Origin of the sequence: Chromatium okenii (assembly GCF_002958735.1) — a bacterium.
Taxonomy (GTDB): Bacteria; Pseudomonadota; Gammaproteobacteria; order Chromatiales; family Chromatiaceae; genus Chromatium; species Chromatium okenii_A.
Window position 1 is genome coordinate 169953 of record NZ_PPGH01000035.1, and the last position, 16949, is coordinate 186901.

Annotated in this window: 25 protein-coding genes and 3 pseudogenes; all 28 read right to left on the reverse strand. The window is 49.1% G+C overall.

Going from position 1 to position 16949, the window contains the following annotated elements:
- Positions 1-32: 32 nt before the first annotated feature.
- Complete coding sequence (gene rpsN, locus CXB77_RS09015) at positions 33-338, reverse strand: 30S ribosomal protein S14 (RefSeq protein ID WP_105073623.1); 306 nt, start codon at positions 336-338, stop codon at positions 33-35.
- 24 nt (positions 339-362) lie between these two features.
- Complete coding sequence (gene rplE / locus CXB77_RS09020) at positions 363-902, reverse strand: 50S ribosomal protein L5 (protein WP_105073624.1); 540 nt, start codon at positions 900-902, stop codon at positions 363-365.
- Positions 903-916: 14 nt separating this feature from the next.
- Entirely contained in the window at positions 917-1234 is a 318-nt protein-coding gene (gene rplX, locus CXB77_RS09025) for a 50S ribosomal protein L24 (RefSeq protein WP_105073625.1), read from the reverse strand.
- Positions 1235-1246: 12 nt separating this feature from the next.
- Positions 1247-1615 carry a 50S ribosomal protein L14 gene (gene rplN / locus CXB77_RS09030; protein ID WP_014780406.1) on the reverse strand — a complete coding sequence of 123 codons (369 nt, stop codon included), beginning with the start codon at positions 1613-1615 and terminating at the stop codon, positions 1247-1249.
- A gap of 99 nt (positions 1616-1714) precedes the next feature.
- Positions 1715-1981 (reverse strand): 30S ribosomal protein S17, encoded by a 267-nt coding sequence (gene rpsQ / locus CXB77_RS09035; RefSeq protein ID WP_105073626.1) that lies wholly within the window; start codon positions 1979-1981, stop codon positions 1715-1717.
- Positions 1978-2178, reverse strand: coding sequence for a 50S ribosomal protein L29 (gene rpmC / locus CXB77_RS09040; protein ID WP_105073627.1), 201 nt, complete (start codon positions 2176-2178; stop codon positions 1978-1980). The genes rpsQ and rpmC overlap by 4 nt, the downstream gene beginning before the upstream one ends.
- The gene (gene rplP / locus CXB77_RS09045; protein WP_105073628.1) at positions 2178-2591 is read right to left on the reverse strand and encodes a 50S ribosomal protein L16; all 414 of its coding nucleotides are present in this window, start codon (positions 2589-2591) and stop codon (positions 2178-2180) included. The genes rpmC and rplP overlap by 1 nt, the downstream gene beginning before the upstream one ends.
- 3 nt (positions 2592-2594) lie before the next feature.
- Complete coding sequence (rpsC, locus tag CXB77_RS09050; RefSeq protein ID WP_105073629.1) at positions 2595-3272, reverse strand: 30S ribosomal protein S3; 678 nt, start codon at positions 3270-3272, stop codon at positions 2595-2597.
- An 18-nt stretch (positions 3273-3290) separates the two neighbouring features.
- Positions 3291-3623 (reverse strand): 50S ribosomal protein L22, encoded by a 333-nt coding sequence (gene rplV, locus CXB77_RS09055; RefSeq protein ID WP_105073630.1) that lies wholly within the window; start codon positions 3621-3623, stop codon positions 3291-3293.
- 14 nt (positions 3624-3637) lie between these two features.
- Positions 3638-3916: a 30S ribosomal protein S19 gene (rpsS, locus tag CXB77_RS09060; RefSeq protein WP_014780400.1), complete on the reverse strand. Its 279-nt coding sequence runs from the start codon at positions 3914-3916 to the stop codon at positions 3638-3640.
- Positions 3917-3934: 18 nt separating this feature from the next.
- Positions 3935-4762, reverse strand: a complete 828-nt coding sequence (gene rplB, locus CXB77_RS09065) for a 50S ribosomal protein L2 (RefSeq protein WP_105073631.1) — start codon at positions 4760-4762, stop codon at positions 3935-3937.
- 32 nt (positions 4763-4794) lie between these two features.
- The gene (gene rplW / locus CXB77_RS09070) at positions 4795-5091 is read right to left on the reverse strand and encodes a 50S ribosomal protein L23 (RefSeq protein WP_105073632.1); all 297 of its coding nucleotides are present in this window, start codon (positions 5089-5091) and stop codon (positions 4795-4797) included.
- Entirely contained in the window at positions 5088-5699 is a 612-nt protein-coding gene (rplD, locus tag CXB77_RS09075; protein WP_105073633.1) for a 50S ribosomal protein L4, read from the reverse strand. Before rplD ends, rplW begins: the two co-directional genes overlap by 4 nt.
- Positions 5700-5705: 6 nt before the next feature.
- Positions 5706-6356, reverse strand: a complete 651-nt coding sequence (gene rplC / locus CXB77_RS09080; protein WP_105073634.1) for a 50S ribosomal protein L3 — start codon at positions 6354-6356, stop codon at positions 5706-5708.
- A 10-nt stretch (positions 6357-6366) separates the two neighbouring features.
- Positions 6367-6678 (reverse strand): 30S ribosomal protein S10, encoded by a 312-nt coding sequence (gene rpsJ / locus CXB77_RS09085; RefSeq protein ID WP_014780395.1) that lies wholly within the window; start codon positions 6676-6678, stop codon positions 6367-6369.
- A gap of 6 nt (positions 6679-6684) precedes the next feature.
- A complete protein-coding gene (tuf, locus tag CXB77_RS09090; protein ID WP_105073635.1) occupies positions 6685-7875 on the reverse strand; it encodes an elongation factor Tu in 1191 nt (396 codons plus the stop codon).
- A 19-nt stretch (positions 7876-7894) separates the two neighbouring features.
- On the reverse strand, positions 7895-9991 hold the full coding sequence (gene fusA / locus CXB77_RS09095) for an elongation factor G (protein WP_105073636.1): 2097 nt from the start codon (positions 9989-9991) through the stop codon (positions 7895-7897).
- A gap of 45 nt (positions 9992-10036) precedes the next feature.
- On the reverse strand, positions 10037-10507 hold the full coding sequence (rpsG, locus tag CXB77_RS09100; RefSeq protein WP_105073637.1) for a 30S ribosomal protein S7: 471 nt from the start codon (positions 10505-10507) through the stop codon (positions 10037-10039).
- 56 nt (positions 10508-10563) lie between these two features.
- A complete protein-coding gene (rpsL, locus tag CXB77_RS09105) occupies positions 10564-10938 on the reverse strand; it encodes a 30S ribosomal protein S12 (RefSeq protein ID WP_014780392.1) in 375 nt (124 codons plus the stop codon).
- Between the two features lie 408 nt (positions 10939-11346).
- Positions 11347-12105 carry a queuosine precursor transporter gene (locus tag CXB77_RS09110; protein WP_105073638.1) on the reverse strand — a complete coding sequence of 253 codons (759 nt, stop codon included), beginning with the start codon at positions 12103-12105 and terminating at the stop codon, positions 11347-11349.
- Positions 12102-12320: pseudogene (locus CXB77_RS21705) on the reverse strand (dCTP deaminase); the annotation flags it as partial. The pseudogene CXB77_RS21705 and the gene CXB77_RS09110, both read right to left, overlap by 4 nt.
- Positions 12321-12326: 6 nt before the next feature.
- Positions 12327-13022: pseudogene (locus CXB77_RS21710) on the reverse strand (hypothetical protein); the annotation flags it as partial.
- A gap of 9 nt (positions 13023-13031) precedes the next feature.
- Positions 13032-13379, reverse strand: a pseudogene (locus CXB77_RS21715) (dCTP deaminase); the annotation flags it as partial.
- A 45-nt stretch (positions 13380-13424) separates the two neighbouring features.
- Positions 13425-14201, reverse strand: a complete 777-nt coding sequence (gene puhE, locus CXB77_RS09120; protein ID WP_105073640.1) for a putative photosynthetic complex assembly protein PuhE — start codon at positions 14199-14201, stop codon at positions 13425-13427.
- A 93-nt stretch (positions 14202-14294) separates the two neighbouring features.
- Positions 14295-14753: a photosynthetic complex assembly protein PuhC gene (gene puhC / locus CXB77_RS09125; RefSeq protein ID WP_105073641.1), complete on the reverse strand. Its 459-nt coding sequence runs from the start codon at positions 14751-14753 to the stop codon at positions 14295-14297.
- A 26-nt stretch (positions 14754-14779) separates the two neighbouring features.
- On the reverse strand, positions 14780-15403 hold the full coding sequence (gene puhB / locus CXB77_RS09130) for a photosynthetic complex putative assembly protein PuhB (RefSeq protein ID WP_105073642.1): 624 nt from the start codon (positions 15401-15403) through the stop codon (positions 14780-14782).
- Positions 15400-16179: a photosynthetic reaction center subunit H gene (puhA, locus tag CXB77_RS09135; protein ID WP_105073643.1), complete on the reverse strand. Its 780-nt coding sequence runs from the start codon at positions 16177-16179 to the stop codon at positions 15400-15402. Before puhA ends, puhB begins: the two co-directional genes overlap by 4 nt.
- Positions 16180-16239: 60 nt before the next feature.
- Positions 16240-16944 carry a magnesium protoporphyrin IX methyltransferase gene (gene bchM, locus CXB77_RS09140; protein WP_105073644.1) on the reverse strand — a complete coding sequence of 235 codons (705 nt, stop codon included), beginning with the start codon at positions 16942-16944 and terminating at the stop codon, positions 16240-16242.
- Positions 16945-16949: the final 5 nt, after the last annotated feature.

The window sequence follows — 16949 nt, forward strand, 5'->3', positions numbered from 1 at the left end:
GCTATTTAGAAACAAATCCAAATGGGGTGAGCTTACCAGCTCGCCTTCACTACGCCAGGAACATCCCCGCGCATCACGGCTTCACGCAACTTCATCCGCGCCAACCCAAACTTGCGATAAACCGCATGGGGGCGACCGCTCACTCGACAGCGCCGTTGTTGGCGAGTTGGGCTGGCATCACGCGGCAGTTTTTGAATCTTTTGCAATGCCTCATCAATCTGTTCGGCACTCGCACTGCGATCATTAATGATCGCTTTCAAAGCGGTGCGCTTGGCGCTGAATTGCGCTGCAATCTCAGTGCGCTGACGGTCACGCGCAATCATGCTTTTCTTCGCCATAATGGTGCTATCTCAATACGCGATTTAAGTACGAAAAGGGAACTTGAATGCTTCAAGCAACGCACGTCCTTCTTCATCCGTCCGCGCTGATGTGGTGATCGTAATATCAAGTCCGCGAATAACATCAATCTTATCGTAATCGATTTCGGGGAACATAATTTGTTCGCGCACACCCATCGAATAATTGCCACGTCCATCAAATGCTTTCGCACTTAAACCGCGAAAGTCACGAATACGCGGAATGGCAACACTGACCAAACGATCAAGGAACTCATACATCCGCTCGCGGCGCAGCGTTACCTTGCAACCAATTGGCCAACCTTCACGAATCTTAAAACCCGCAACAGATTTGCGTGCATAGGTTACGATAGGTTGCTGACCTGCAATTGCCCGTAAATCAGCAACGGCGTGATCCATCACTTTTTTATCTGCAATCGCCTCACCAACACCCATGTTGAGCGTAATCTTTTCAATTCGCGGAACCTGCATGACGCTCTTAAAGCCAAAGCGTTCCTTTAATTGATTAATGATTTGCTCTTGGTATTCGGTCTGTAATCTGGTCATTTCACTTCCCTAGATCAGACGTCGACAACTTCGCCGTTCGATTTGAACACGCGAACCTTGCGACCATCTTCAAGTATCTTGAACCCAACTCGATCTGCACCACCTTTTTGAGGATTGTACAGTGCCACATTAGAGAGCTGAATTGGCATCACTTTATCAACGATGCCGCCCGGCTCACCGGCTTGCGGATTGGCTTTAACATGCTTGCGGGCAATGTTGATGTTCTCAACAGTGACGTGATTTTCATCGACGACGCGCAAAACAGTACCGCGCTTACCCTTATCTTTACCAGTGATGACAATGACATCATCACCTTTCTTAATTTTTTGCATGGCAGCGATTTCCTATAGCACTTCCGGCGCAAGTGAAATGATCTTCATAAAACGATCACCACGTAACTCACGCGTCACTGGTCCGAAGATGCGCGTACCAATTGGCTGAAGCTGGTTATTCAGCAACACTGCTGCATTACCGTCAAAGCGAATCAGTGAACCATCTGGACGGCGCACACCCTTACGGGTTCTCACCACGACAGCATTATACACATCGCCTTTTTTAACCTTGCCGCGTGGAATAGCATCCTTAACGCTGACCTTAATGACATCGCCGATGCCCGCGTAGCGCCGATGCGATCCGCCGAGCACTTTGATACATTGCACCCGCTTTGCACCGCTATTGTCGGCGACGCCCAGATTGCTCTGCATCTGAATCATCTTTGTTTACCTAAACCTGTTACTGATTCCGAATGAAATCTGGCTGCTCTGCGAATCACCGCTAGTTTGCGGATGACAGAAACGTATTAAAGCGCAGAATTAACGCGCCTTTTCGATAACTTCAAGCAGACGCCAAGTTTTTGTCTTGGAAAGTGGACGGCATTGTTCAACCCGAACAAGATCACCTTCGCCACAACTATTGGTCTCATCATGTGCGTGGATTTTAGTCGAACGACGCATAAACTTACCGTAAAGCGGATGTTTAACTTTGCGCTCGATGAGAACCGTTACGGTTTTATCCATTGCACTGCTGGTGACGCGACCTTCAAGGGTTCGGTTCGTCTTGTTCTCAATCACATCGCTCATGATTTTGCGCCCTTCGTCAATTCCGCCATGACCGTTTTAATCCGAGCAATATCCCTGCGTCCGGTCTTCATCTGCGAGGGCTTTGACAATTGACCTGTACCACGCTGCATTCGCAGATTGAACTGCTCGCGCAGCAATTCCATCAATTGCTTTTGCAGTTCATCGAGACTGCTTTTTCTCAGTTCATTTGCCTTCATCACAGAATTGTCCGCTTTTCAAAGGTAGTTTGTACGGGCAGTTTTGCCGCTGCCAGCTCAAACGCCTCACGGGCTAATTCTTCACTGACGCCTTCAATCTCATAGAGCACAAAGCCAGGTTGCACCAGTGCGACCCAGTACTCAACATTGCCCTTGCCCTTACCCATACGCACTTCCAGTGGCTTCTTAGAAATCGGCTTGTCAGGAAACACACGAATCCAGAGCTTGCCACCACGTTTGACACTACGTTGAATGGCGCGACGCGCTGCTTCAATCTGACGTGCAGTGAGACGCCCACGCTCAACAGCTTTTAAACCAAATTCGCCAAAGCTGACGCGGTTACCACTCTGCGCAAGTCCGCGATTGCGTCCCTTGTGTTGCTTACGGAACTTGGTACGTTTCGGTTGCAGCATAACTTAGCCCTTCTTTCCGGCCGCTTTCGGCGCTGGTTCTTCGGGGAGCTGGTCACCGAATACCTCGCCCTTGAAGATCCAAACCTTGACGCCAAGGATGCCGTAAGTTGTCTTCGCTTCAGCAAACCCATAGTCAATGTCAGCGCGTAATGTGTGCAACGGTACTCGCCCTTCACGCGCCCACTCGCTGCGTGCAATCTCAGCACCATTCAAACGCCCAGCAACATTGATTCTGATGCCTTCAGCACCGAGCCGCATGGTGTTCTGAATAGAACGTTTCATCGCACGGCGAAACATGATGCGTCGTTCGAGCTGCTGCGCAATACCTTCAGCGACCAGTTGCGCATCAAGCTCAGGCTTACGGATTTCCTCGATGCTGATGTGCACCGGAATTCCCATCATCGCCGACACCTTAACGCGGAGCTTGTCAATATCTTCGCCCTTCTTACCAATTACCACGCCCGGACGGGCAGTGTGAATGGTGATATGCGCATTTTTAGCAGGACGATCAATCTGGATGCGACTGACTGATGCCTTGGAGAGCTCCTTCCGTAAGAAGGCGCGTACTGCAAGATCAGTGTTCAGTAGGTTCGCATAATCTTTAGTGTTCGCGTACCACTTGGATGTCCAGTCCTTGACGATGCCAAGTCGGATACCGTTTGGATGAACTTTTTGTCCCATGCAAGTCCCCTGAATTCCCTAGGCTTCAGCCACAATCAAGCTGATGTGACTGGTGCGTTTTTTAATACGGTTCGCACGCCCTTTGGCGCGTGGACGAATTCGCTTCATGGTCGGGCCTTCGTTAACCTGAACGGCAGCGACCTTCAGCACGTCAATATCCGCGCCCTCATTGTGTTCGGCATTCGCAATAGCGGATTCAAGAATTAACTTGATGATCCCAGCGCCTTTCTGAGTACTGAATGCCAATGTATTCAGCGCCTCTTCGACATGACGACCGCGAATTAAGTCCGCGACCAGTCGCGCTTTTTGGGCTGAGATTCGGGCATATTTTAATGTTGCTTCGGCTTGCATCCGAGAATCTCCGACTAGCGCTTCTTCGCCTTACGATCAGCCGCATGACCGCGATAAGTGCGGGTCATGGAAAACTCACCGAGTTTATGGCCGATCATGTTTTCGTTGACGAGCACCGGCACGTGCTGCCGCCCGTTATGAACTGCAATGGTCAACCCCACCATTTCAGGTAACACCATCGAACGGCGTGACCAAGTTTTGATAGGACGCTTACTGTTTTGGGCGACCGCTTCTTCCACCTTTTTAATCAGATGGTGATCCACGAAGGGACCTTTTCGAATCGAACGTGGCACTTGCTAACCTCGCCTTATTTATTTGCGACCACGACGACGCACAATCATGCCGTCAGTACGCTTGTTCTTGCGTGTTTTATGCCCCTTAGTCGGCACGCCCCAAGGTGTCACTGGGTGGCGACCACCTGAAGTGCGACCTTCACCGCCACCATGTGGGTGATCGACTGGGTTCATGACCACACCGCGCACTGTTGGACGCACACCACGCCAGCGCGTTGCACCCGCTTTGCCAAGTTTCTGCAAACTGTGCTCGGTATTGCCGACTTCGCCAATCACTGCACGGCAGTCAGCGTGTACTTTCCGCATTTCACCGGAACGCAACCGCAACGTTGCTGATGAAGTATCACGCGCAATCAACTGTGCTGAAGCTCCAGCTGCTCGCGCCATTTGCGCACCCTTGCCGGGACGCATTTCGATGCAGTGCACCTGCGTACCAACTGGAATGTTACGCAGCGGCATACAGTTACCAACTGCAATTGGAGCCATTTCACCAGACTGAACTTGAGCGCCAGCACTCAATCCTTTCGGTGCGATGATGTAAGTACGCTCGCCATCCGCATATTTCAGCAGCGCCAAATGCGCGGAGCGATTGGGATCATATTCCAGCCGCTCAACCGTTGCCGGAACGCCTTCTTTATTGCGTTTAAAATCCACCAAACGATAACGCTGTTTGTGACCACCACCTTGATGCCGCACTGTGATGCGCCCAAGGTTGTTGCGTCCACCATTCTTTGATTTCTTTTCAATCAGCGGCTTATAAGGCGCGCCTTTATGCAGTTCTGGCGTCGTGACCTTGACGACAAAACGGCGTCCGGCAGACGTGGGTTTAGTCTTTACGATTGGCATCTTGATCTATCCGTTGCTCTCTGCTGCCGCACTTATGCGCCGCCGCCGAAGTCGATGTCATGACCAGCCTGCAGGCGCACATATGCTTTGCGCCAATCCTGCCGCTTGCCGATCCGCTGCCCAAGCCGTTTGTGCTTGCCTTTCACGTTTAATACCTGAACGGCATCAACCTTGACTTCAAACAGAAGTTCAACGGCGCTGGCAATTTCACGCTTGGTAGCGTTCGTCATCACACGAAAGGTGACATGACGAGATTGTTCAGCAATTCTGGTCGATTTTTCAGAAGTGATTGGCGCAAGCAACACCTTCATCAGACGTTCGTTGTTCATGCTAACCGTTCCTCCAACTTCTTCACCGCTGCCTCGGTCGCCAGCATGATGTCGAAAGCGACCATGCTTACTGGATCAACTTCCTGTGCCGACAACACGCCAACATTAGGAAGGTTGCGTGAAGCAAGATACAAAACGTCATCCATGCCATCGGTCAGAATCAGCACGTTTTTCACGTCGAGCGTTTTTAACAACGCGACCAGTTCTTTCGTTTTTGGTGCTGGCAGCGAAAGCTCAGGAACTACAACCAACCGTTCACTGCGTACCAATTCCGACAGAATCGAACGCACCGCACCGCGATACATTTTACGATTCACTTTCTGGCTGTAGTCACGCGGCTTGGCGGCAAAAGTCACACCGCCAGAACGCCAAATTGGACTCCGTGAACTACCAGCACGCGCCCGACCGGTTCCCTTCTGACGCCACGGTTTCGCACCGCCGCCGGAGACTTCCGAACGTGTTTTCTGAGCTTTTGTACCCGAACGTGCACCCGCCATGTAGGCGGTAATCACTTGATGAATGAGGCCAGGTTTATATTCGACACCGAAAACGGCGTCTGAAACCTGCACACTGGCAGCGCCAGCGTGGTTTCTAATGGCGATTTCCATCTGTGCTTAACCTTTATTCTTCTGCTTTACAGACGGCAGCACGATCAATCGTCCGCCGGTTGGTCCCGGAACTCCACCGCGTACCAGTAGCAGGTTACGGTCAGCATCAACCCGTACCACTTCAAGATTCTGCTGGCAACGATTGGCGGCACCATGATGACCGGCCATTTTTTTGCCTTTCCAGACATGCCCAGGGGTCTGATTTTGACCAATGGAACCCGCTGAACGGTGAGAGCGCGAGTTACCGTGCGTCGCATCCTGCATGGAAAAGTGGTGACGCCGGATAGCGCCCGTAAATCCACGTCCTTTGGTGACGCCGCGAACATCCACTTTCTGCCCCATCTCAAAGATGGAGACCGAAATCTCTTGCCCGACTTCCAGATCAGTGCCTTCGTCGGCTTCTAAACGAAATTCACGCAGCACTTCGCCCGCTTCCACACCTGCTTTCGCGTAGTGACCAGCCATTGGCTTGGTGACACGTGAGGCGCGACGGGTGCCAAAGGCAACCTGCACGGCGCGATAACCATCTGTTTCCGTAGACTTAACTTGACTGACACGGTTCGGCGTCACTTCAATTACCGTCACGGGAATGCTTTCACCATCTTCTTGGAACAGGCGGGTCATGCCGGCCTTGCGCCCGATAACTCCGATCGTCATCGTGTTGTCCTCAGCTCAGCTTGATCTGGACGTCAACGCCCGCTGCCAGATCGAGTTTCATTAGCGCGTCAACCGTCTTATCCGTCGGGTCGACAATGTCCATGAGACGCTTGTGCGTCCGTAGTTCGTACTGATCGCGAGCGTCTTTATTAACGTGTGGCGAAATCAGGATCGTAAAGCGTTCCTTTTTAGAAGGCAGCGGAACTGGACCGCGTACCTGAGCGCCGGTGCGCTTGGCGGTGTCAACAATTTCACGGGCAGACTGATCAATTAAACGATGATCAAATGCCTTTAACCGAATACGGATTCTTTGGCTGCTCATCTGTCCTTACTCAATGATCTTCGCAACGACGCCAGCACCAACGGTGCGACCACCTTCACGGACTGCGAAGCGTAATCCTTCTTCCATAGCAATTGGTGCAATCAACTTAATCGTCATCTTCAGGTTATCACCGGGCATCACCATTTCGACGCCTTCAGGTAATTCGCAAGCACCAGTCACGTCCGTCGTGCGGAAATAAAACTGTGGACGATACCCGTTGAAGAACGGTGTGTGACGTCCGCCTTCATCTTTACCCAGAACGTAAACTTCTGCTTCAAAATGGGTGTGCGGATTGATTGATTTCGGCTTGGCTAACACCTGACCACGCTCAACATCTTCGCGTTTGGTGCCACGCAACAGAACACCAACGTTATCACCAGCTTGACCTTGATCGAGCAACTTGCGGAACATTTCAACGCCAGTACAAGTTGTCTTAACGGTGTTTTTAATTCCAACAATTTCAACTTCTTCACCAACTTTGACCACGCCGCGCTCAATACGTCCAGTCACCACTGTGCCGCGACCGGAAATCGAGAACACGTCTTCAATCGGCATCAGGAAAGCGCCATCCACTGCACGTTCCGGCTGCGGAATGTAGCTGTCGAGCGCATCCATTAGCTTATCAATGGACTGCGTACCAATTTCAGAATCGACACCTTCCAACGCGAGCTTGGCCGAGCCAGTCACGATTGGCGTGTCATCACCAGGGAAATCGTACTTAGACAGCAGTTCGCGCACTTCCATCTCAACCAGTTCGAGCAGCTCAGGATCGTCGAGCATGTCGGCTTTGTTGAGATAAACCACGATGTAAGGCACACCGACCTGCCGTGACAACAGAATGTGTTCACGCGTCTGCGGCATCGGACCATCTGCAGCAGAAACGACGAGAATTGCGCCGTCCATTTGCGCCGCGCCAGTAATCATGTTTTTGACATAGTCCGCGTGACCGGGGCAGTCAACATGCGCATAGTGGCGCTTATTGCTCTCGTATTCGACGTGCGCGGTAGCAATCGTAATTCCGCGAGCACGTTCTTCAGGAGCATTATCAATTTGATCGTATGCCCGCGCCTCACCACCAAATTTCTTGGACTGGTGAGTGGTGATCGCTGCCGTCAGCGTAGTCTTGCCGTGATCGACGTGACCGATGGTGCCGACGTTAACGTGTGGCTTACTGCGTTGAAATTTTTCTTTGGACATCCCGCTCTACCCTTAATCGTTACTGTTTCTTGGAGACCGCTTCGGCAATGCTAGCGGGCACTTCGTTGTATTTGCTGAATTCCATGCTGTAAGTCGCCCGACCTTGGGTTGCCGATCGGAGGTCAGTTGAATAACCAAACATCTCCGATAAGGGAACCTCTGCACGGATAATTTTGCCGGACGGCGCATCTTCCATGCCATGAATCATACCGCGCCGACTATTCAGATCACCCATGACATCGCCCATATTGACTTCGGGCGTCACGACTTCGACCTTCATAATGGGTTCCAGCAATACGGGTCGCGCCTTGGCTACAGCTTCTTTAATTGCTATGGAGCCAGCAATCTTAAATGCCATTTCGCTCGAATCGACTTCGTGGTAAGAACCGTCGTAGAGCGTTACCTTGATGTCCACAATCGGAAACCCAGCAAGGATGCCATTCGTCATAGCTTCCTTGATTCCTTTGTCTACCGCCGGGATGTATTCCTTGGGGACGGAACCACCAACAATCGCGTTGACAAACTCGTAACCGGCTCCAGCTTCCTGCGGTTCGACTTTGATATAAACATGACCGTACTGACCACGACCACCAGACTGCCGTGCAAATTTGGTTTCCTGCTGAACCGTTGAGCGAATGGTCTCGCGGTAGCTTACCTGCGGTGCACCAACATTTGCTTCAACCTTAAATTCACGGCGCATTCGATCCACGATGATTTCAAGATGCAGCTCACCCATTCCTGAAATGATGGTTTGACCAGATTCTTCATCAGTGCGTACACGGAATGACGGGTCTTCTTGCGCCAATTTCGAGAGTGCAATGCCCATCCGTTCTTGGTCGCTTTTAGTCTTTGGTTCTACTGCAACTGAAATCACCGGCTCAGGAAATTCCATTCGCTCAAGCGTAATGATGTTATTCAGATCGCATAGCGTATCGCCAGTCGTGACATCTTTTAATCCGACCGCAGCAGCAATATCACCAGCGCAAACTTCTTTGATTTCCTGCCGCTCATTAGCGTGCATTTGCAGAATGCGTCCGATGCGTTCTTTACGACCTTTAACCGGGTTGTAAACCGTATCACCAGATTTTAAGACACCGGAATACACACGGAAAAAAGTCAAAGTACCAACAAAGGGGTCGGTCGCAATTTTGAACGCAAGCGCAGCAAAGGGTGCTGCATCAGATGCTGGACGATCTGCTTCGCTTTCATCCTTATCATCGAGAATACCGCGAATTGCTGGCACATCGACAGGCGAAGGCATGTAATCCAACGCTGCATCAAGCATGGCTTGAACGCCTTTATTCTTGAACGCAGAGCCGCACATCATTGGCACGATTTCACTTTTCAGTGTCCGTGCCCGTAAGCCAGCCTGAATTTCGGTATTGGTTAGCGCAATACCTTCAAGGTATTTCTCCATCAATTCTTCAGAAGCCTCAGCAGCGGCTTCAATCATCTTCTCACGCCATTCATTAGCGACATCAAGCAATTCTTCTGGAATATCGCGCAATTCGTATTCCATACCACGCGAGGCTTCATCCCAATAGACAGCTTTCATTTGCACAAGATCAATGACGCCTTTGAAATCTTCTTCGGCACCAATCGGCACTTGAATCGGTACGGCATTGCCGCCGAGCCGATCTTTAACCTGTTGGACAACACGGAAAAAGTTAGCGCCCATGCGATCCATCTTGTTGACGAATGCAATACGCGGGACACCATACTTATCAGCTTGACGCCAAACTGTTTCAGACTGTGGTTCAACACCACCAACAGCACAAAATACTGCGCAAGCGCCGTCAAGGACGCGCAGTGAGCGTTCTACTTCAATTGTGAAATCGACGTGTCCGGGCGTATCAATGATATTAATTCGATACTCAGGACGTTGGCGACTCATGCCCTTCCAGAAACAGGTTGTTGCTGCGGAAGTGATGGTAATTCCGCGCTCCTGCTCTTGCTCCATCCAGTCCATGGTCGCTGCACCATCGTGGACTTCACCAATCTTATGGGAGACACCTGTATAAAACAGAATGCGCTCTGTCGTAGTGGTCTTCCCAGCATCGATGTGCGCCATGATGCCCAGGTTGCGATACCGCTCGATAGGTGTGCTACGTGCCACGACTGAATCCGCCTTGATGAATCTAAAGAACGCTGAACTTTAAAACTACCAGCGATAATGCGAGAAAGCCTTATTGGCTTCTGCCATCCGATGAGTGTCTTCTTTTTTCTTAACCGCTGATCCACGCGAATCTGCCGCGTCCATCAGCTCACCTGCCAACCGTTGCGCCATTGATTTTTCTGAACGCTTACGAGCAGCATCAATAAGCCAACGCATGGCAAGGGAATTACGCCGCGCCGGACGCACCTCAATAGGCACTTGGTAAGTTGCGCCACCAACACGACGAGATTTCACTTCGACAGCGGGTCGCACGTTTTCCATAGCACTTTCAAGTAATTCAACGGGCTTACCACCCTTCTTCTCAGCGACCTGATCGAGCGCAGAGTAAATGATTTTTTCGGCAACAGACTTTTTGCCGTCTTCCATCATCATGTTAATGAACTTGGTCAACAATTCACTTCCGTGCTTCGGATCTGGGAGGATCTGGCGACGGGCAGCAACGCGTCTTCTCGGCATGTTGTAAGGCTCCGACCTTATTCGTTAAAACGGGTTTACGTTAGCTCAAGACGCCGTTACTTTTTCGGGCGCTTGGCGCCGTACTTGGAACGACCTTGACGCCGCTTTTCGACGCCGGAAGTATCTAGTGTTCCGCGTACTGTGTGATAACGCACACCTGGTAAATCCTTGACACGTCCGCCGCGAATCAGCACCACCGAATGTTCTTGAAGGTTGTGACCCTCGCCACCGATGTAGGTTGCGACCTCAAAGCCGTTAGTTAAACGAACACGCGCAACCTTTCTCAAAGCTGAGTTTGGTTTTTTTGGCGTCGTCGTATAAACGCGGGTACAAACTCCCCGACGTTGTGGGCACGCCTCAAGCGCCGGTACATTTGTTTTCGTCACGTTCCGCTTGCGGGGCTTCCTGACGAGTTGGTTGATCGTTGCCATGCAATCAGTCTCCAGCGGCGACCTCGCGCCATAATTCACGAAAGTCAAACGATACCTGCGTAAAGAACAGCTAGAGGAATCTGACGCTGACGTTCACACTGATGTGGTCGATTGACTCGGGGGTTGGGCGGATTTGCCCAGACCAAGGAACCGGACTAAAAATGAGACTAGCCAGTCATAAAGACCGGCTAGCTAAGACGGATCAGTATAGGGAGCGATTAAAAGTCTGTCAACGTCTGCACCTTAGTGCCTGCCTAACTAATAAACCTTAGCTTGTGCCACGTGTAAATATATTTTTTTATTATTATCAATGTTTTGTGGTTTTAGGGATATGGGCTTACCGATAATACAAGGCATTCTTACAAACTGATTTTTTCCTAAGCATTACGAATTTTGTAAAGCATAGAATTATTTCGCTACATTAGAATCAAGATAGTGATCAATCCATTTGTGTACAAGATAAATCACCGGGGTGAGCAAAATTGCAACCATACCCTTATAAAAATAATTTACAGTGCCAACCGCTAAAAATAAATCAGTTGACCAGTGTTGTGGACCTAACACAAAAGCAATGTAAAGTACGACAAAGCTGTCAATAAATTGTGATACTAAAGTAGACCCTGTAGCTCGTAGCCAAAGATAACGTTGCCCCGTAATACGTCTAATTAACTGAAAAAGCGTAACATCAATAATTTGACCAACCAAAAAAGCAATAAGTGAACCCGCAATAATCCACATCCCTTGACCAAAAATTGCTTGAAATGCTGCCTGCATATCAGGCACACCATTTTCGGATTGAATACTAATCCACCAAGGTGCTGGCACTAGCAAAATTGCCAGATATGCAAAAGCAAAAGCGTAAATAATTAAACAAGCAGTTAAATAAGAAAGAAAGCGTACTCCACGTTGACCATAATATTCATTGATAATGTCCGTCATCACGAATACTATCGGCCATAGCAAAACTCCCGCAGTAAAGCTCAGTGAACCTGACTGTTGAAATAACGTCCAGTTAAAAGGATTTAAGCCAATAGTTCTTTCTAATGCAAAAATTTTAACGCCAATAAATTCAGCGATAAGCGCGTTGCAAACAAAAAAACCACTAAGAACAATAAACAAGCGGGTGGGGCGATCAAATGTTCCCAATCTTGAAACAGTAGTATTCACGACTTTGGTAAGGTGACACCGCGTTGTCCTTGATATTTGCCACTGCGATCTTTATATGATGTTGCGCAAACTTCATCAGATTCAAAGAATAAAATTTGTGCGATACCTTCATTGGCATAAATTTTAGCAGGTAATGGTGTGGTATTAGAAAACTCTAAAGTAACGTGTCCTTCCCATTCCGGTTCTAAAGGCGTTACATTCACAATAATACCGCAATTGTGAACAAAAACACCGTTATCTAGTGCAAAATTACCTGCTTCAGGAACAGTTAAACAAAAAACATCATGATCACCTGCAATCGGTCGTACAGAAACCACTTTATGATTTTGTTTTTCTGCGGTTTTTTGTCCACGAAATGAATCAATGATATGCGGAAAACGTCTGAATACAGTGCGATCACAGCTTAATAGACTGGCAAGTTCAGCCTGACGCTGATGTCTATCTGGACTACGTTCCCAAACCGCTTTCATTCGTTCACCTTGTCGTGCATGTTCTATATGACGATGAGTTTTAGGTTCATCTTGATACAAACCATGACGCAAATTCCATTCATCTGCTAAACGATGCGTAGGATATAAATGACCATTTAACGGCTGATAAACCATTTCATAACCTCGTGCGACTTGCCGATATAATGGCATTAACGAAGCCCCAGGTTTCAGCTCACCAGCAGTAATCCAGCGTCCATCGCGCAACATAAATAAGTGATCGGGTGTTGCAAAGATACTTTTCTCATTATCTAATTTCACTTCAATTAAACTATCGCGTCCAATATAGCGAGGAGCATCGAGTTGCGTTACAATCAAGCGACCATTTGCACCAATGCTATAGCCCCAAAACAATTCTCCTTGTTCAGCACGAATAGCCATTTCTTCTAATGTTGGCGCAGAACCATCTACTAATGCAACGCGAGTATCTCCTCTAAAACAACGTGCATACGTGCTTTTTCCTGTACAGAGGACTAATACATTACGCGGAATACGAAAGTATTCGACCGTGCGCGCCAATACAAATGAATTGGGTGGAATAATGCAAACATCAGCTTTAAGATCAACAAAGCTATTAGGATCAAAGTTTTTTGGATCAATAATTGCGGAATTGATATTTGTAAAGATTTTAAATTCATCAGCGCAGCGCACATCATAACCATAGCTCGATGTGCCATAAGAAATAACGCGCCCATGAGCACCTTCTCGCACCTGAAAAGGTTCAAATGGCTCAATCATCCCTTGTTCAGCCATCCGTCGAATCCACCGATCAGATTTAATCGCCATCGCGTCTTCTCATTACCAAAGTTAAATAGGTGATCAATTGACAATCTAGCGGTGAGGGTTGCTCTGTTTTGTTGGCAGAGCCCAATGCCAAAGTGCTTCATCAGGAATTGGTAACACTAAAAACCAGTGTTCTAAAATTGCCAATGCTAATAGGGTAGCAACCAATGTATATCCCACCATTTCGGCATCCGTAACCTGCAATGCCGTCGCTTTTAGAACAATGAGTACGACAATCACCGTTGCGGTAGTGACTGAAATAGGAAACAACAAATTCATTCCGCGTTTTTTCATATAGGTTTTCAAATAGCGGAGTGGTTCTGGCAGCCAGTCTTCATTGAGATTAGGAACGCCAAAGAATAAATTTAATTTGGCACTCCAGCGCATGAGCCATAGCACAATAAAAGTCCAAGCACCAACTTGATTAGGTTCATCCCAAGAAATGATAACCAATAATAAACCCGTCACCATAATTGCCAATTCGTGATACAAGCTGGTCATAATTGCTAGTCGAAAACGCTGCCATTGCGAACATTTTTCTGGGCAGGCAATTTTACGCGGACCTATCGCATAACCAGTGAAATAACTCATTTCGAGTACACCCCAAACAATAACGCCACAAGTAAATGCAACGTAATTCATGGCAACACTCATAGATGCGCTACTCACGACAAAACCGAAAATTGCGATGGCAAGAACTGCGACACCGCCGAGCATTGTCCAGCGAAAGGTGCGTCCAGGAAGGTTGTCAACGTATAACACCACTCCTGTACTAAACCACCATAAGCCGAGCGCAAATAGAATTGGAAATCCGAAGTCAGACATGAATAAAACCCAGTTTTCGTGCTGCTTCAGAGTCGAATAGACACAAGCGAGAGAAATAAATGCACTAACCTGTAATGATAGCAGTCAATATCATTAGTGAGTGGTCGGAGGTGGCGGTAAAAGTTGAATGAATACTGCTTCGTTGGTTACGCCAAATGCCCTTAGTTCAAGTTGAATACCAGTAATTTTATCTCTTAAAGTGAGATTACCACTTTCACGCCGTGCTAAATGGAATGGCTCTGAAAGTTTTGCATCATAGCCTTTACGTTGTCGTCCCATGCTTCTTAATACGCCACGAATAAAGCCGCCTTCTCCCGGAGGTAAAGTGGTAATTAAAACGCCGGTGTTGAAATCATGAACTGCAAGCGAACCATCAGCATTATCGAGGAACTGAATTTCTCGTGTTTGTATTTCAGGCGTTACCGGCGCTTGATCCATTTTCATTCCGGTTAGACGCGCAATGCTAATCATCAGGATAACAAATCCTAATAAGGTAGCAACAGCGATCAATACGCCCCGTGGAAAAGGGCGACTGTTAAATGCTTCACTCAAGGTGCGACCTCATTGGAATAAAACGACTATTCATTGTCTTGAGATGCTAAATCGTTATCAGCCGTCTTCTGTTCGAGATAGGTCTTTAACGCATCAGCTAAAATCGTTGCAACCCGCCCAGCATCAGGAATAGCGCGGAGCATTGGTTGTGGTGGTGAAAAATGCCAAGGTCGCACGTGTGGCCAGAAAATGATGTAAGAAGGATGTGCTGTTTCAGCCAGCAATAGCGGAACATCACCTGTTCCATCACTATAATGCCGCAAATCTGCGGAACGAATCTGCTTAAACGGCAGATTCATCATCATTTGAATGGCAACGCCAACGCGCATGACAACCCGCTGATTGGTAATAGTATAAACGGTTGCACGAGCCATTGCCCAACCCAATAAAGTGAGTGCACCAACAGCTAATAAACCCAGTACGACAATCCAAGAAACACCCATTAATGCACTTGCTGCCGAAGAGTCCGCAGACCAATCAGCAGCAATACGCCAGACTACGAGCACTGCGAAATACAGCGCGACCGCTCGAATGTGAAAAGCACGTTGCGCCAATGCCGTCCAACGCGGTGCGCCTTGCCAAAGCACCTCCTCACCGGAAGGAAGTTGCTCTGGCAATCCACGAACAGGCTCGAAGTCATATTCTTTCACAGCAGCGGCTCGGCACGTTCCGCAGTGGCATACAGTTTGCCGCCACCGTAGTAAGCGCAAACTTTGTCTTCTTCAAAAAGCGTAATTTGATCAGGATTAGTTAAAGCGGGCACATTAGCAAAATGCGCTGCTTTGATGGCTAATACCTTGATTGTCCGCGCTTTTTTATTGAATTTGCAGAAGTTAATCGGCAACAATGCTTGTTTACCGCCTTGTGCAACTTTCATTTCTAAATAACGAATTTGTGGCTCAGAACGATCTACCCAAACATCAGTCACGGTGCCGCCCACTTCGCCATCCAATCCGATTACGGTCATGCCGCGTGGATCAGGATCACGGGTTGCAATGGAGAAATCAGTGGCAACACGCAGCGGCACGATTTTCGGTGCGCCTTCGTGAGTCAAATCAGGATGTTTTTCCCGATCAGGTGATGCGCCCGGTCCGAATGCAGACAACATTGGATCGCCGTTTGGAATCAGCGGTGCGCCAGAAAATGGTGCTGACGGTGTTGCGTTGACAGCTGCTACTGCTTCCTGACGTGGCACAGAAACGGTGCCAGCGTTGTGAGGCAGAACAAACGTTTTTGGCGTTGGCATTGCGGGGAAACCAACGACCTTCACCCGCCCACCAGACCGATCAGTACGACTGGATTCGAGTGGATACCCTTCGCGTTTGTCTTCGCGATGCAAATAATAGACCAGCCCAGCGAAAAAGAACCAAAACGCCCAAATTGAAAGTTGGGCAACGTCAATATATTCGGTGATGGCAGCAGACACGATATAACCTCCGTAGGATTGAGAATAACTAGCCGCAAATGGCTAGGCCGAACAAATATCTCAACCTTGGCGCACCAGCTCCAAAGCCTGAGACATATAAAAACCCAAAATAATGCGCCGTGTGCGCTGGGCATCCCAACCCTGTAACTCATCATCCGCTGCGATCCGTTTGCGCATCGCCTTCTCGCTCACCGGCTCAATCGCTGGCGAGCGATCGCTGCGCGGAAACAACCGCCCAATCGCCAGCATCAGCGTCAAGGGCACGGTGCGCGGCGCAAAAGTAAACACAATTGAGGAATTGGTGCGCTGCGCCAGCCCAGCGAGCACCTTCACTGCATCCTCCGGGCGATAATGAATCAACGAATCCATCGCCACCACATAATCAAATTGTCCGTGCGCCGGATCAAGCATATCGCCCGCTTGAAAATTGATCGAACCCGCGCCCAAATCGCTCGGCATCCGCTCGCGGGCAATGTCAATCAGCGTCGGCGCAACATCAATGGCGATCACTTCCGCACCGCGTCGCGCCGCTTCAATCGCCAGCAATCCCGTGCCGCAGCCCGCATCCAACAGCCGTTTGCCCGTCAAATCAGCCGGCAGCCAGCTCAACAACGTGCCGCGCATGTCATCGCGTCCGGCGCGAACCGTTTCCCGAATGCGACTGACTTTGGCGTCCGAGGTCAGTTTTGACCACGCATCGGCAGCAGTGCGATCAAAATAGGTTTTGATCTTCGCTTGCCGGTCTTGATAGGAAACTTTGCTCATGTTCG